Genomic DNA, 14311 nt, shown 5'->3' on the forward strand with positions numbered 1-14311 from the left:
CGGTGAACACCCGCTGCCAGATGTCCTGGCCGATCAGCGCGCCGAAGAAGTACAGGAGGAAGTAGGTGAGGATGGTATCCAGGCCGATGTGGCCGAGGTCGAAGAAGCCCGCCGGCAGCACCTCCTGCATGCGCGCCAGGCCACCGGCGCCGTCGATCGACAACGGCAGCAAGACCAGGAAGATACCGACGGTCTTGATCACGAACTGGATGATGTCGGTCAGCGTAAGGGACCACATGCCGCCGATCACCGAATAGACGATGACGATCCCGCCACCGCAGAGGATCGCCGGGATCCGCGGGATGCCGAATACCACCTCGGTGACCGAGCCGATGGCGATGGTCGCGGTGACCGCCACCATCAGGTCGTAGGCGACCATGACCACCCCGCCGATCAGGCGCGAGGAGGCCTGGTAGCGCTGCTCCAGCACCTGGGTCACGGTGAACACCCGCAGGCGCGCGATCTGCCGCGAGAACACCAGGCTGAGGACGATGATCCCCAGGCCGAGCATGAACACCAGCCACAAGCCGGACAGGCCGAACTGGTAGCCGAGCTTGACCGTACCGATGGTCGACGCGCCGCCGAGCACCACCGCGGCCATGGTTCCCAGGTAGAGGCCGGGGCCGAGGCGGCGTCCGGCGACGAGGAAATCGCTCTGGCTCTTCGCCTTGCGCATTCCGTACCAGCCCAGGCCCAGCATGGCCAGGGCGTAGACCAGCATGGCCAGGGCGTAGACCAGCATGATCAGGTAATCCAGCAACATCGCCCGCGCTCCTTTTCTTGTTGTTCTGCGTGACGCCCGGCGTGGCGCCTGGGCACGCCGAAGATAGGCCGGGCGCCGCCCGGGCTGAATCCCGGATCGGGCAAGTCGACTTGCGGAGGAAGAGAAGTATCGGCGGGGCGTCGCACTGGCGACGCCGAAACGCAACGCGCCGGCAGGAGCCGGCGCGTTGCAGAGGCGGCTGACGCACCCGCGAGGGCGCGCCAGGCGTCAGGCGGGACGCAGCGAGTAGGTCTTCAGTTGCGCGGCGAACTCCTTCAGCGACTGGATACCGCTGGCTTCCGCCTCATGCACCCAGTCCTTGATCGCCGCCAGCATGTCGTGGCCGTTGGCGCTGGTCTTGGCCCAGATCTGTTGCAACGCCAGGCGCTTCTCGTAGATCACCTTCAGCGCCTGGCTGTGGGCGAGCATCGAGTCGATGCGCACGTGGTGGCGGTCCTGCAGCAGGCTGGTCTCGCGCGACAGCAGGCGCTTGGCGCGGCGGAACAGGTGGCGCACCGACTCGTCGGCCTTGGCCACTTCCTGCTTGACCAGCGGCGCGATCACCAGCTTGCGGTACTGCGCCATGATCTGGAAGCGGTTGTTGAGGATCGCCATGGCGGTGTCCATGTCCAGGCTGTGCTTGCCCTCGACCCGATGGGCGATCGGCGCGACCCGGGCGACCCTGGCCAGGCGCAGGAAGCTGAACAGCTTGATCCAGGCCCAGCCCAGGTCGAATTCCCACTTCTTCACCGACAGCTTGGCCGAGTTCGGGTAGGTGTGGTGGTTGTTGTGCAGCTCTTCGCCGCCGATGAGGATGCCCCAGGGCACCAGGTTGGTGGCGGCGTCGCGGCATTCGAAGTTGCGATAGCCGACCGCGTGGCCGAGGCCGTTGACCACGCCGGCGGCCCAGAACGGAATCCATACCATCTGCACGGCCCAGACGGTCAGGCCAAGGGCGCCGAACAGGGCCAGGTCGATGAGCGCCATCAGCACCACGCCGCCGATCGGGAAGCGCGAGTAGAGATTGCGCTCGATCCAGTCGTCCGGGCAGTTCTTGCCGTAGATGCGCAGGGTGTCCTGGTTCTTCGCCTCGGCCTTGTACAGCTCCGCGCCTGCGCGCAGGACGGTGAACAGGCCCTTGTGCACCGGGCTGTGCGGATCCTCGACGGTCTCGCACTTGGCATGGTGCTTACGGTGGATCGCGGTCCATTCGCGCGTGTTCATCCCTGTGGTCAACCACAACCAGAAACGGAAGAAGTGCTGCAGCGCGGGGTGCAGGTCGAGTGCACGGTGGGCGGAATAGCGATGCAGGTAGACGGTCACGCTGACGATGGTGATATGCGTCAGCACCAGGGTAACTGCCACCAGTTGCCACGGCGACAGGTCGAGAAAACCGTTGAACCACATAGGCGGTACTGAACCTCGGGGGGACTTGGGAGTGATGAGGGCCTTGTCTGACAAAACCTGGGGGCATTATCACCAAGCGGCTGGGGATTACCATCCGTTCTTTTAGATATGAACAGGGCCGGATGGCCATCATTTATACTGCCCGGCCAATAATTGCCCACTGAAAATCCCATGAGCCCCCGCCTGAGTGCCCTTCGCCTGAGCCTGGCTTATCTCGCAATCGCCATCGCCTGGGCGTTCCTGAGCGATCATTTGTTACAAAACCAGGTCCAGGACCACGACCAACTGGTGTTCTGGATGACCGCCAAGCGGCTGTTCTTCTTCGCCGCAACCGGCCTGCTCCTGTACCTCTACCTGGTACGCCAGTTCCGCCGCAAGGCCCAGGCCTACGACGAACTGCACGGCAGCGAGCAGCGCCTGAACCGCGCCCTGGAAGCGGTGCGCGACGGACTCTGGGACTGGGACCTGGTGACCGACCGGATGTTCGTCTCGCCGGGCTACGCCGCGCTGATCGGCCTCGCTCCGGAGGAACTCGGCGACCCCATCGAGACCTGGAAGAAGCGCCTGCACCCCGAAGAGTACGCCACCGTGCTGGAGGCCCACCGCAACCACCTGCAGGGCCTGACCGACAATCTCGACCACATCTACCGCCTGCGCCACAAGGACGGCGACTACCGCTGGATCCACTCGCGCGGCCGGGTCCTCCGCGACGCCCTGGGCAAGCCGCTGCACTACACTGGCGTGGCCCGCGACATCACCCTGCAGCGGCTCAAGGAAGACCACCTGCGCCAGGCCGCGGCGGTATTCGACAGCACCCGCGAGGGCGTTCTGGTCACCGATGCCCAGGCGGTGATCGTGCACGTCAACCCTTCCTTCGAGCGCATCACCGGCTACCGCTCCGAAGACGTGCTCGGCAAGACCCCGGCGATCCTCCGCTCCGGCCGCCAGGACCAGGCGTTCTACCAGCGCCTGTGGCTGGCCCTGCGCGAGCAGGACGTCTGGAGCGGAGAAATCTGGAACCGGCGCAAGAGCGGCGAGATCTACCCGCAGTGGCTGCACATCCGCGCGGTGCGCAACGACCAGGGCCAACTGACCCACTACGTCGGGGTGTTCTCCGACCTGAGCAGCATCAAGCGCTCGGAGAACGAGCTGGACTTCCTCGCCCACCACGACTCGCTGACCGGCCTGCCCAACCGCGTGCTGCTGCGCGAGCGCATCGAGCAGGCGCTGGAGAACGGCAAGGACCGGACGGTGGCCGGGGCCCTGCTGCTGATCGACCTCGACCACTTCAAGCACATCAACGACAGCCTCGGCCATACAACTGGCGACATGCTCCTCAAGGAGGTCAGCAAGCGCCTGCAACACCAGCTCGACGAGCGCTGCCTGCTGTCGCGACTGGGCGGCGACGAATTCGCCATCCTCGTCGAGAACGACGACCCGGAAGCCGTCGCGCGACTCTCGCAGCGCATACTCGACGGTTTCAACGCGCCGTTCGACATCCACTGCCAGCCGATCTATATCAGCGCCAGCCTCGGTGTCAGCCTCTACCCGGAAGACGCCAGCGACGTCGACCACCTGATGCAACATGCCGACGCCGCGCTGTTCCAGGCCAAGGACAGCGGGCGTAACGCCTACGCCTTCTACACCCGCGTGCTGACCGCCCGGGCCCGCGCCCATGTCCAGGTGGAATCGGCCCTGCGCCATGCGCTGGATCACGACGAACTGCGCGTCCACTACCAGCCGGTGCACGACCTGGCCAGCGGGCGGATCGTCGGCGTCGAGTCGCTGGTGCGCTGGCAGCATCCCGAGCGCGGCCTGGTGCCGCCAGGCGAGTTCGTCCCGGTGGCGGAGGAATGCGGGCTGATCGCCGCGCTGGACAATTGGGTGCTCAAGCGGGCCTGCCGGCAGATGCGCGAATGGCAACAGCGCGGCGTCGAACTGGAGTTCGTCGCGGTCAACGTCTCCAGCCGGCTGTTCAACCGCGGCGGCCTGGAGGAAAGGATCGCCAACGCCCTGGAAGAGTCCGGGCTGGAGCCCCGCTACCTGGAGCTGGAAGTCACCGAAAGCGCAGTGATGGAAGACTTCGAGCAGTCCCTCAACCTGCTCTGCCGCCTGCGCATCCTCGGCGTGAACCTGGCCATCGACGACTTCGGCACCGGCTATTCCTCGCTGATGCGCCTCAAGCGGCTGCCGGTACACAAGCTGAAGATCGACCAGGGCTTCGTCGCCGGCCTGCCCGGCGCGGTGGACGACGCCGCGATCGCCCGTGCGATCGTTGCCCTGGCGCAAAGCATGGGCCTGCGGGTGGTTGCCGAGGGTATCGAGCACCAGGACCAGGCGCTGTTCCTGCGCGAACATGGCTGCGACTTCGGCCAAGGCTACTGGTACGGACGGCCGCAACCGGCGGAAGCGCTGCGCTTCGACCTGCCGCCCGTGGCGCTGCCGGAAGACTGAGCCTGGCGGCGAAGCCGGGCCGCTTCGCCGTCTTATAACCACTTTACCTATAAAGATTCTTAAACAATATTTTTAAGAATATTGCCCACTGCTTACTATGCGCCTCACGCCGCCTCCACTTCGTCGAGCAACGCGGCACCTCGAGCCACAGGAGCAGAGACCCATGAGCGCAACCCTCAGAAGCCTGGATGGCCAGGACGAAGCCACCATCCTGCGTGAAATCCAGAGTGCCCTGCGCGGCCTGCGCTTCGGCGCCGTCGAGATCACCGTGCACAACGGCCAGGTGGTGCAGATCGAGCGCAAGGAAAAATTCCGTCTGCAGCAACCGGCCGTCAAGCAGGCCTGAAGCACACGACCCGACTGGACCACCGGAGGCGTCTCGCCATGAACATCCGTTCGATACCCCATCCGCACCGGTACTGCAGCTGTCGGCCGCGAATGCGCGCCTGACGCCCCGTGTTCCCGTCGTTCCGCCAACACCCCATTAGAACAATCGAAACAGCACACACCTAGGAGCTGCACATGTCCCTTCGTCGTTTCGCCCTGGCCGCACTCGCCAGCGCCCTGGTCTCCGGCCCGGTTGCCGCGGCCACGCAACTGCTGAACGTTTCCTACGACCCGACCCGCGAGCTGTACCAGGCCTACAACGCGGCCTTCATCAAGCACTGGAAGGCCCAGGGCGGCGAGGACCTGACCGTCCAGCAGTCCCACGGCGGCTCCGGCAAGCAGGCCCGCGCGGTGATCGACGGGCTCAAGGCCGACGTGGTGACCCTGGCCCTGGCCGGCGACATCGACGAACTGCACAAGCTCGGCAAGCTGCTGCCGGCCGACTGGCAGGCACGCCTGCCGGACAACAGCACCCCCTACACCTCGACCATCGTGTTCCTGGTGCGCAAGGGCAACCCCAAGGGAATCAAGGACTGGGGCGACCTGACCAAGGAAGGCGTGGAAGTCATCACGCCGAACCCGAAGACCTCCGGCGGCGCGCGCTGGAACTTCCTCGCCGCCTGGGCCTGGGCGAAGAAGCAGTACGGCAGCGACGAGAAGGCCAAGGACTACGTGCAGGCGCTGTACAAGCACGTACCGGTACTCGACACCGGCGCCCGCGGCTCGACCATCACCTTCGTCAACAACCAGATCGGCGACGTGCTGCTGGCCTGGGAGAACGAGGCGTTCCTGGCGAAGAAGGAACAGGGCGGGGAAAACTTCGAGATCGTCGTACCCTCCATCTCCATCCTCGCCGAACCGCCGGTCGCGGTGGTCGACAAGGTGGTCGAGAAGAAAGGCACCCGCAAGGTCGCCGAGGCCTACCTGCAATACCTGTACAGCGAGGAAGGCCAGCGCATCGCCGCGCAGAACTTCTACCGGCCGCGCAACCAGAAGGTCGCCGCCGAGTTCGCCACGCAGTTCCCGAAACTGAACCTGGTCACCGTCGACTCCGATTTCGGCGGCTGGAAGACGGCCCAGCCGAAGTTCTTCAACGACGGGGGCATCTTCGACCAGATCTACCAGGCGCAATGATCGCGACGGCAGACCCGTCGCCCGAACCACGGCCCCTCTCCCAGACCCTCTCCCGGACGGGCGAGGGGGCTAGCAGGCCCGGTCCCGTACCGGGCCCACTGCCGGAAGGAACCGGCACCGGGAGAGCCACCAAGCGTTCCAACGCAGAGTAAGGACAGAACATGTCACGACGCATTTCCCCGGTCATACCCGGCTTCGGGCTGACCCTGGGATACACCCTGGTGTACCTCAGCCTGCTGGTCCTGATCCCGCTGGGGGCCATGTTCCTCAAGACCACCCAGCTCAGCTGGGAGCAATTCTGGGCCATCATCAGCGCGCCGCGGGTGCTCGCCGCGCTCAAGCTGAGCTTCGGCACCGCGCTCGCCGCCGCCGTGCTCAACGGCTTGATCGGCACGCTGCTGGCCTGGGTCCTGGTGCGCTACGAATTCCCCGGACGGAAGATCATCGATGCCATGATCGACCTGCCCTTCGCCCTGCCCACCGCCGTCGCCGGTATCGCCCTCACCGCGCTCTATGCGCCGGCCGGCCTGGTCGGCCAGTTCGCCAGCGACCTCGGCTTCAAGATCGCCTATACCCCCCTGGGGATCACCCTGGCGCTGACTTTCGTGACCCTGCCGTTCGTGGTCCGCACGGTGCAGCCGGTGCTCGCCGACATTCCCAAGGAAGTCGAGGAAGCCGCCGCCTGCCTCGGCGCCAGGCCGCTGCAGGTGTTCCGCCATATCCTCGTGCCGGCGCTGCTGCCGGCCTGGCTGACCGGTTTCGCCCTGGCCTTCGCCCGGGGCGTCGGCGAATACGGCTCGGTGATCTTCATCGCCGGCAACATGCCGATGAAGACCGAGATCCTGCCGCTGCTGATCATGGTCAAGCTGGACCAGTACGACTACACCGGCGCCACCGCCATCGGCGTGCTGATGCTGGTGGTGTCCTTCATCCTGCTGCTGCTGATCAACCTGCTGCAGCGTCGCATCGAAACCCCGTAAGGAGGGCGCCATGTCCAGTGCAAGCATTTCCGCTGCCACCGCCAGCGCCTCCCGCCGCGGCAACGCCGGCGGCCGCCTGGCCCTGATCGTCCTGGCCTGGCTGGTCTTCGCCCTGTTCCTCCTGCTGCCGCTCTACGTGGTCCTGAGCGAGGCGCTGAAGCAGGGTTTCGGCACCTTCTTCGAGGCGATCCTCGAACCCGACGCGCTGGCCGCGCTGAAGCTGACCCTGATCGCGGTGGCTATCTCGGTGCCGCTCAACCTGCTGTTCGGTGTCGCCGCCGCCTGGTGCGTGAGCAAGTTCGAGTTTCGCGGCAAGAGCATCCTGGTGACCCTGATCGACCTGCCGTTCTCGGTCTCGCCGGTGATCGCCGGCCTGATCTACGTGCTGTTGTTCGGCGCCCAGGGCTACTTCGGCGAATGGCTGAGCGACCACGACATCCAGATCGTTTTCGCGGTGCCCGGCATCGTCCTGGCGACCCTCTTCGTCACCGTGCCCTTCGTCGCCCGCGAACTGATCCCGCTGATGCAGGAGCAGGGCACCCAGGAGGAGGAAGCCGCCCGCCTGCTCGGCGCCAACGGCTGGCAGATGTTCTGGCACGTGACCCTGCCGAACATCAAGTGGGGCCTGATCTACGGCGTGGTGCTCTGCACCGCGCGGGCGATGGGCGAGTTCGGCGCGGGGTCGGTGGTTTCCGGGCATATCCGCGGTGTCACCAACACCCTGCCGCTGCACGTCGAGATCCTCTACAACGAATACAACCATGTCGCCGCCTTCAGCGTCGCCAGCCTGTTGCTGCTGATGGCGCTGGTCATCCTTCTGCTCAAGCAGTGGAGCGAATCCCGCATGTCCCGACTGAAAAGCAATGCTGACGAGGAATGAACCATGAGTATCGAAATCCGTAACGTCAGCAAGAACTTCAACGCCTTCAAGGCCCTGGACAACATCAACCTGGACATCCAGAGCGGCGAGCTGGTGGCCCTGCTCGGCCCCTCCGGGTGCGGCAAGACCACCCTGCTGCGGATCATCGCCGGGCTGGAAACCCCGGACGCCGGCAACATCGTGTTCCATGGCGAGGACGTCTCGCAGCACGACGTGCGCGACCGCAACGTCGGCTTCGTCTTCCAGCACTACGCGCTGTTCCGCCACATGACGGTGTTCGACAACGTCGCCTTCGGCCTGCGCATGAAGCCCAAGGGCGAGCGGCCGGGCGAATCCGCGATCAAGGCCAAGGTCCACGAGCTGCTCAACATGGTGCAGCTCGACTGGCTCGCCGACCGCTATCCAGAGCAACTCTCCGGCGGCCAGCGGCAGCGTATCGCCCTGGCCCGCGCGCTGGCGGTGGAGCCGAAGATCCTGCTCCTCGACGAACCCTTCGGCGCCCTCGACGCCAAGGTACGCAAGGAGCTGCGCCGCTGGCTGGCGCGCCTGCACGAGGAGATCAACCTGACCTCGGTGTTCGTCACCCACGACCAGGAAGAAGCGATGGAAGTGGCCGACCGCATCGTGGTGATGAACAAGGGCGTGATCGAGCAGATCGGCTCGCCCGGCGAGGTCTACGAGAACCCGGCCAGCGATTTCGTCTACCACTTCCTCGGCGACTCCAACCGCCTGCAACTGGGCAACGACCAGCACCTGCTGTTCCGCCCCCACGAAGTGTCGCTGTCGCGTTCCGCGGTGGCCGAGCACCGCGCCGCCGAGGTCCGCGACATCCGTCCGCTGGGGGCGATCACCCGGGTAACGCTGAAGGTCGACGGCCAGGACGAACTGATCGAAGCCGAAGTGGTGAAGGACCACGACAGCCTGGCCGGCCTGGCCCGCGGCGAGACCCTCTACTTCAAGCCGAAGGCCTTCCAGCCGGTGGCCAATCTCTGATCCCGCGGCGGGTTCAGCCCGCCGTGCGCTCCGCCAGGCCGCGCAGTCCCGCGCGGCCCTTCGACGACACCTGCAACGCCCGCGAGCCGTCCTGCGGCCGCAACCAGCCCTGGCGCAGACAGGCCTCCAGCAACGCCGCCCCCAGCGCGCCGCCGAGGTGCGGCTTTCGTTCGCTCCAGTCGGGGCAGGCGCAGGCGAACTGCCGACGGCGGCGGCGGACCTCCGCCAGGTCGATTCCCAACCTGGCCAGCCCGGCCTCGCCGGTCGCGCTCAGGCGCAGCGTCCTGCCCTCCTGCTCGATCCAGCCGGCATCCAGCATCCGTGCGAACACACCGACCGCGAGTTCGCCGGCCAGGTGGTCGTAGCAGGTCCGCGCCTCGCGCAACGCCGACGGCGTGCCGTGGCTCGGCGGCAGGCTGCGCCGCTGCGGCTGCAGGGCCAGGGAGGCGCTGGCCAGCGCTTCCACCGCCTGTCCCACTTCCGGCCCGGCCAGGCGATAGAAGCGATTGCGCCCGCGCGCCTCCAGGCTCAGCACGCCGCCCTCGACCAGCCGTCCCAGGTGGCCGCTGGCGGAGGACGGCGAGACGCCCGCCAGCAGCGCCAGCTCGCTGGCCGGGCGGGCGCTGCCATCCATCAGTGCCCAGATCATCTGCGCGCGGCCGGGATCGGCGAGCAGCGCCGCCAGCGAACTGAAGCCGGGATTGAATTGCATGCTTCACCTCCGGATGAAACATTGCCTGTCGACGACGAGAGATACTGGCCGCCATCGCCCGTTCGCGCCAGCCCGAGACAAGGAAGAACCCGCATGTCCGTCGACCTCCACGCCCTGATCCCGCTGATCGCCCTCAGCTTCCTTCTCGCCGGCTTCGTCAAGGGCGTGGTCGGCCTGGGCCTGCCGACGGTCTCGGTGGGCCTGCTCGGCCTGGCCATGCCGCCGATGCAGGCGGCGGCGCTGCTGATCGTACCGTCGATGGTGACCAACCTCTGGCAGCTCGCCTGCGGCCCGCGCTTCCTCGGCTTGATGAAGCGCCTGGCCGGCCTGCTGCTCGGGGTGATCGTGGGCACCCTGCTGGTCGGCGCATGGCTCGGCGGCGACGCACCAAGGCAGGCCACCGGCGTGCTCGGCCTGGCCCTGGCGGCCTACGCGCTGCTCGGCCTGGCCGCGATCCCGCTGCACCTGCCGGCACGCCACGAGCCCTGGGCCGGCCCGCTGGTCGGGCTGGCGACCGGCGCGCTGACCGCGGTCACCGGGGTTTTCGTGATTCCCGCGGTGCCCTACCTGGGAGCCCTAGGATTGCAGCGCGACGAACTGGTCCAGGCCCTCGGCCTGTCGTTCAGCGCCTCGACCCTGGCCCTGGCGGTCACTCTCGGCGTGCACGGCGACCTGCTCGAACCGCAGATGCTCGGCGCCTCTCTGCTGACCCTGGTCCCGGCGCTGGGCGGGATGCTCCTCGGCCAGTGGCTGCGCCAGCGGATCAGCGCGACGCTGTTCAGGCGCTGCTTCTTCGTCGGTCTCCTGCTGCTCGGCGCCGACCTCGCCTGGCGCGGTTTCCACTGACGCCAGGGACGCATTGCGCACCCGCCAGGGCGGGCCTGCGGCCTTCGCGGGACTTCCGACGAACGGCACAAGTCGCTATCATCCGCCGCCGCGCGACCCCCACCGGGCGCGCGGCACCGGGCGGAACACGCCCGTCCGGCACGGAACGCCACCTATCGCAAGGAGCACACGATGAAGACCCGTCTTTCCCTTTCCGCCCTGGCCCTCGCCTGCGCCACCCTGGCCGGCTGCCAGAACCTGCCCCAGGGGGACCTCATGCAGCACGGCATGATGGCGGTGAAGGCTGCAACCCTGAGCGACGCCGAGGTCCGCCAGGTCGCCGACCAGGCCTGCGCCGAGTCCGACCAGCAAAACCGCATCGCCCCGGCCAACAGCAAGTACGGCCAGCGCCTGGACAAGATCGCCAAGGCCCTGGGCGACCAGATCGACGGCGTGCCGGTGAACTACAAGGTCTACCTCACCGAGGAGGTCAACGCCTGGGCCATGGCCAACGGCTGCATCCGCGTCTACAGCGGGCTGATGGAGCTGATGAGCGACAACGAGATCGAAGGCGTACTCGGCCACGAGATGGGCCACGTCGCCCTCGGCCACACCCGCAAGGCCGCCCAGACCGCCTACGCGGCCGCCGCGGTGCGCGGCGCCGCCGGCGCCTCGAAGAGCGGCGCGCTGGCCGCCCTGTCCGGCTCCCAGCTGGGCGAACTCACCGAATCGCTGGTCAACGCGCAGTTCTCCCAGTCCCAGGAATCCGACGCCGACGATTTCTCCTACGAGCTACTGAAGAAGCGCGGAGTGAACACCCAGGGCCTGGTCACCGCCTTCGAGAAGCTGGCCAAGCTGGGCGGCGGCGACAGCAGCATGTTCGATTCGCACCCGGGCTCCCAGGCCCGCGCCGATCACATCCGCCAGCGCATCGCTGCGGATCGCAAGTAACGCTCCCACCCCGGTCTCCCGCGCTCGCGGGAGACCGCCTCACGCCGCCCGCTTGTGCTCGCGAATGCAGGTCGGGCCGGCGCGCTCCTCGACCTCGCGCTGCACGTCGCCGCGCAGCCCCAGCAGAAAGGCCAGTTCCGCCAGCACGAAGAGCGGACCGACGATCAACCCGCTGAGATCGTCGACGAAGGCCGGCTTGCGCCCTTCGTAGTAATGACCGACGAACTGGATGATCCAGCCGACCACGAACAGGCCGACGCCCCAGCCCAGCCAGGCCGCGGTAGTCCCCGCCGCCAATTGCGCAGCGCCCCACACCGTCAGCGCCAGCAGCGCCGTCATGGCCACGCCGAAGCGCAGGTCCAGGCGCAGGTAGAACAGCGCCGCGGCGAGCGCCAGCAGCAGCGCCGGAGACAGGCCGAACCCCAGCGCCGGCCGCGCCAGCAACACGGCGATGGAGAGGACGATCATCGGAATGCCGATGAAATGGCTGAAGATGTTGCGCCGGTCGCGGTGGTAGGCGGCGTATTGCGCAAGGTGATCGACTAGGGTTTTCATTGTTGTGGTCTCACGCCAGGGTTCTCGCATCATCGCGCCGCCCCGGTTTTCCACTCTGTCAGCTAGACGACAAACATGAACGAGCGTACCGACTACCGTTCGCAACTCCAGGCCGGCCGCTGGTTCCAGGGTTTGCCGGAGGCCTTGCAGACGCACCTGCTGGCACTCGCCCAACCGCGCCAGTTGCCGCCGGGCCAGCGCCTGTTCGCCCGCGGCGACGCGCCCTGCGGACTGTACTGCGTGGTCGAGGGCGCGATCCGTATCAGCGCGGTCAGCGAGAACGGCAAGGAGGCGCTGCTGATCCTGGTGGAAGCGCCGCACTGGTTCGGCGAGATCGCCCTGTTCGACGGCCAGGCGCGCACCCACGATGCCTACGCCGAAGGCCACACCCAGCTACTCCAGGTACCGCAGGCGGCGCTGCTCGAACTGCTTCGCCGCGAGCCGCACTACTGGCGCGACGTGGCCCTGCTGATGAGCCACAAGCTGCGCCTGGCATTCATCGCCCTGGAAGAGATGGCCCTGCTGCCGGCCGCGCAACGCCTGGCGCGGCGCCTGCTGATGCTCGCCGAGGGCTACGACAACAGCCGCAGCCGGCAGGTCCTGCACCTGCCGCAGGAGCAGTTGGCATTGATGCTGTCGCTGTCGCGGCAGACCACCAACCAGATCCTCAAGGACCTCGAAGCCCAGGGCATCCTCCAGCTCAGCTACGGCGGCATCGAGATTCTCGACCTCGCCGGCCTGCGCGCGGCCACCCACGGCTGAGCGCGAATCACACTTTCGAACGCTTGCAGGCGCGCCATGGCCGGCTACCGTGTGCAGGGCACCTGCCCTCGGTGCGGATATCCATAACGACAACAACAGGATCTCCCCATGCTCCGTCCCGCGCTTCCCGCTGTCCTCTGTCTTTACTGCCTGCTGCTGGCGCTGCCGGCGCGCGCTGCCCTCGACGACCAGCAACGCGCCCTGCAACAACTGCAGGTCCAGGCCTGTCGCGCGGTGGGCAGCCTGTTGTTGCTGCGCGGCGAGGGTTTCCAGGAACAGCACGCGGCGCAACTGGAGAAGGACCTCGCCAGCCTCGATCGGGCGCTCGCCGCCGCCCCCGAGGGGGTGCTCCTGCGGCAAGGCGAAAAGACGCTGGTGGCGCGCATCCGTGAAGGCGCGGCCTACGGCCCCCGCGAAGAGGACCTGCCCTGGCGCTACCCGCAGCAACTGAGCCGCGCCCTGCGTGACTTCCTCAACCTGGTGGAACGCCAGGTGCCGCCGCCCCCGCCAGGCCAGCCCCTGCCGCTCTGGCAGTTGCCGGTGCGGGTCGAGTACCTGTCCCTGCAATACCTGGCGCGCGCCTACCTGGGCGGGCTGGAGACTGCCCGCGAGCAGCCCCGGGACTATCTCGGCCAGGACGAGAGCGTGCTGGTCCCGCTGATCGACCGGCGCATCGCCCTGCTGGTGGCGCAAAGCGCCAACCCGGCGGGACTGAAGAAACTGGAAAACCGCTGGGAGTACCTGAGCCAGGCCCTGCGCGACCTGAACAGCAAGAGCAGCGCGCTGGTCAGCGCTTCCGGCAGGCCCTGGGCGCCGATCATCGTCGACCGCCACGCGCGTGCCCTGAGCGAAAGCCTGATGCGCTTGAGTGCGGAGTGAGGCCACGCGCCGCACGGGGCGGATAACCTCGCGACTCGCAACGTTGCGCCAGCGTCCGCCCCGACTCCCTGGCCAGCGCATTTTTTCGAATCCGCCCTGCGGATTTTGATTTGCCGCCACGCCCTGGCGCAGGCGCAATGGTGCTCCCGAAAGGAGATCGCCATGCCCACTGCCAACCCACCCGGCCGCACCCTCTGGCTGATGGCCGCCATCGTCCTGGTCGGCCTCAACCTGCGGCCCTCCATGGCCGCCGTCGGCCCACTGCTGAACGCCATGCGCGGCGAGATCGCGCTCAGCTTCGGCGACGTCTCGCTGCTGACCGCCCTGCCGGTGCTGACCCTCGGCCTCGGCATGTTCTTCGGCCTGGGCATCGCCCGCCGCGTCGGCGAGTGGCGTTCGGTGGCCCTCGCCCTGCTGCTGATCGGCGCCGCCAGCGCCCTGCGCCTGGGCAGCCGAGGCCTGCCCGACCTGCTCGGCAGCGCCATGCTCGCCGGTCTCGGCATCGCCCTGATCCAGGCGCTGATGCCGGCCCTGATCAAGGCCCGTTTCGGCGCGCGCACGCCGCTCTGCATGGGGCTCTACGTCACCGCCATCATGGCTGGCGCGGCGCTGTCCGCCAGCGCCGCGCC

General features: G+C 67.4%; 13 protein-coding genes and 2 pseudogenes. 11 read left to right on the top strand and 4 right to left on the bottom strand.

Annotated elements, in window-relative coordinates:
* Together HMPREF2716_RS01210 and desA are read right to left on the bottom strand one after the other, a co-directional pair.
* Positions 1-763, bottom strand: a pseudogene (locus tag HMPREF2716_RS01210) (sodium:solute symporter); the annotation flags it as partial.
* Between the two features lie 228 nt (positions 764-991).
* Positions 992-2170, bottom strand: a complete 1179-nt coding sequence (gene desA / locus HMPREF2716_RS01215; protein ID WP_003104496.1) for a delta-9 fatty acid desaturase DesA — start codon at positions 2168-2170, stop codon at positions 992-994.
* Between the two features lie 171 nt (positions 2171-2341).
* Here desA and HMPREF2716_RS01220 point away from each other — a divergent pair, with 171 nt between their 5' ends.
* The 6 genes from HMPREF2716_RS01220 (at position 2342) to HMPREF2716_RS01245 (ending at position 8998) form a co-directional block, all read left to right on the top strand.
* Entirely contained in the window at positions 2342-4624 is a 2283-nt protein-coding gene (locus HMPREF2716_RS01220; RefSeq protein WP_003162102.1) for a putative bifunctional diguanylate cyclase/phosphodiesterase, read from the top strand.
* A gap of 163 nt (positions 4625-4787) precedes the next feature.
* Entirely contained in the window at positions 4788-4970 is a 183-nt protein-coding gene (gene oscA / locus HMPREF2716_RS01225; protein WP_003084246.1) for a sulfur starvation response protein OscA, read from the top strand.
* A 176-nt stretch (positions 4971-5146) separates the two neighbouring features.
* On the top strand, positions 5147-6145 hold the full coding sequence (locus tag HMPREF2716_RS01230; RefSeq protein ID WP_003084243.1) for a sulfate ABC transporter substrate-binding protein: 999 nt from the start codon (positions 5147-5149) through the stop codon (positions 6143-6145).
* Between the two features lie 161 nt (positions 6146-6306).
* On the top strand, positions 6307-7125 hold the full coding sequence (gene cysT / locus HMPREF2716_RS01235) for a sulfate ABC transporter permease subunit CysT (protein ID WP_003084241.1): 819 nt from the start codon (positions 6307-6309) through the stop codon (positions 7123-7125).
* A gap of 10 nt (positions 7126-7135) precedes the next feature.
* Entirely contained in the window at positions 7136-8005 is an 870-nt protein-coding gene (cysW, locus tag HMPREF2716_RS01240; RefSeq protein ID WP_070621780.1) for a sulfate ABC transporter permease subunit CysW, read from the top strand.
* 3 nt (positions 8006-8008) lie between these two features.
* A complete protein-coding gene (locus HMPREF2716_RS01245; RefSeq protein WP_003104490.1) occupies positions 8009-8998 on the top strand; it encodes a sulfate/molybdate ABC transporter ATP-binding protein in 990 nt (329 codons plus the stop codon).
* Positions 8999-9011: 13 nt separating this feature from the next.
* On the opposite strand, the gene HMPREF2716_RS01250 is transcribed toward HMPREF2716_RS01245, so the two are convergent.
* Positions 9012-9710, bottom strand: coding sequence for an ArsR/SmtB family transcription factor (locus tag HMPREF2716_RS01250; RefSeq protein WP_003104488.1), 699 nt, complete (start codon positions 9708-9710; stop codon positions 9012-9014).
* Between the two features lie 93 nt (positions 9711-9803).
* Between HMPREF2716_RS01250 and HMPREF2716_RS01255 the strand changes: the two genes are divergently transcribed.
* The gene (locus HMPREF2716_RS01255; RefSeq protein WP_003160947.1) at positions 9804-10556 is read left to right on the top strand and encodes a sulfite exporter TauE/SafE family protein; all 753 of its coding nucleotides are present in this window, start codon (positions 9804-9806) and stop codon (positions 10554-10556) included.
* 171 nt (positions 10557-10727) lie between these two features.
* Positions 10728-11486 carry a metalloprotease LoiP gene (locus HMPREF2716_RS01260; RefSeq protein ID WP_003084230.1) on the top strand — a complete coding sequence of 253 codons (759 nt, stop codon included), beginning with the start codon at positions 10728-10730 and terminating at the stop codon, positions 11484-11486.
* 39 nt (positions 11487-11525) lie between these two features.
* Here the strand turns inward: HMPREF2716_RS01260 and HMPREF2716_RS01265 are convergent, their stop codons facing one another.
* On the bottom strand, positions 11526-12041 hold the full coding sequence (locus tag HMPREF2716_RS01265; RefSeq protein WP_003107722.1) for an Mpo1 family 2-hydroxy fatty acid dioxygenase: 516 nt from the start codon (positions 12039-12041) through the stop codon (positions 11526-11528).
* 75 nt (positions 12042-12116) lie between these two features.
* On the opposite strand from HMPREF2716_RS01265, the gene HMPREF2716_RS01270 reads away from it, so the two are divergent.
* The 3 genes and pseudogenes from HMPREF2716_RS01270 to HMPREF2716_RS01280 form a co-directional block, all read left to right on the top strand.
* Positions 12117-12803, top strand: coding sequence for a Crp/Fnr family transcriptional regulator (locus HMPREF2716_RS01270; RefSeq protein WP_003107720.1), 687 nt, complete (start codon positions 12117-12119; stop codon positions 12801-12803).
* A gap of 108 nt (positions 12804-12911) precedes the next feature.
* Complete coding sequence (locus tag HMPREF2716_RS01275) at positions 12912-13682, top strand: hypothetical protein (RefSeq protein WP_003112930.1); 771 nt, start codon at positions 12912-12914, stop codon at positions 13680-13682.
* A gap of 162 nt (positions 13683-13844) precedes the next feature.
* Positions 13845-14311, top strand: a pseudogene (locus tag HMPREF2716_RS01280) (MFS transporter); the annotation flags it as partial.

The organism is Pseudomonas sp. HMSC076A11, from assembly GCF_001810205.1.
Taxonomy (GTDB): Bacteria; Pseudomonadota; Gammaproteobacteria; order Pseudomonadales; family Pseudomonadaceae; genus Pseudomonas; species Pseudomonas aeruginosa.

Bases quoted from the DNA above. Each gene is read 5' to 3' on its own strand.
- desA (WP_003104496.1), bottom strand. From the start codon at position 2,170: ATGTGGTTCAACGGTTTTCTCGACCTGTCGCCGTGGCAACTGGTGGCA.
- HMPREF2716_RS01220 (WP_003162102.1), top strand. From the start codon at position 2,342: ATGAGCCCCCGCCTGAGTGCCCTTCGCCTGAGCCTGGCTTATCTCGCA.
- oscA (WP_003084246.1), top strand. From the start codon at position 4,788: ATGAGCGCAACCCTCAGAAGCCTGGATGGCCAGGACGAAGCCACCATC.
- HMPREF2716_RS01230 (WP_003084243.1), top strand. From the start codon at position 5,147: ATGTCCCTTCGTCGTTTCGCCCTGGCCGCACTCGCCAGCGCCCTGGTC.
- cysT (WP_003084241.1), top strand. From the start codon at position 6,307: ATGTCACGACGCATTTCCCCGGTCATACCCGGCTTCGGGCTGACCCTG.
- cysW (WP_070621780.1), top strand. From the start codon at position 7,136: ATGTCCAGTGCAAGCATTTCCGCTGCCACCGCCAGCGCCTCCCGCCGC.
- HMPREF2716_RS01245 (WP_003104490.1), top strand. From the start codon at position 8,009: ATGAGTATCGAAATCCGTAACGTCAGCAAGAACTTCAACGCCTTCAAG.
- HMPREF2716_RS01250 (WP_003104488.1), bottom strand. From the start codon at position 9,710: ATGCAATTCAATCCCGGCTTCAGTTCGCTGGCGGCGCTGCTCGCCGAT.
- HMPREF2716_RS01255 (WP_003160947.1), top strand. From the start codon at position 9,804: ATGTCCGTCGACCTCCACGCCCTGATCCCGCTGATCGCCCTCAGCTTC.
- HMPREF2716_RS01260 (WP_003084230.1), top strand. From the start codon at position 10,728: ATGAAGACCCGTCTTTCCCTTTCCGCCCTGGCCCTCGCCTGCGCCACC.
- HMPREF2716_RS01265 (WP_003107722.1), bottom strand. From the start codon at position 12,041: ATGAAAACCCTAGTCGATCACCTTGCGCAATACGCCGCCTACCACCGC.
- HMPREF2716_RS01270 (WP_003107720.1), top strand. From the start codon at position 12,117: ATGAACGAGCGTACCGACTACCGTTCGCAACTCCAGGCCGGCCGCTGG.
- HMPREF2716_RS01275 (WP_003112930.1), top strand. From the start codon at position 12,912: ATGCTCCGTCCCGCGCTTCCCGCTGTCCTCTGTCTTTACTGCCTGCTG.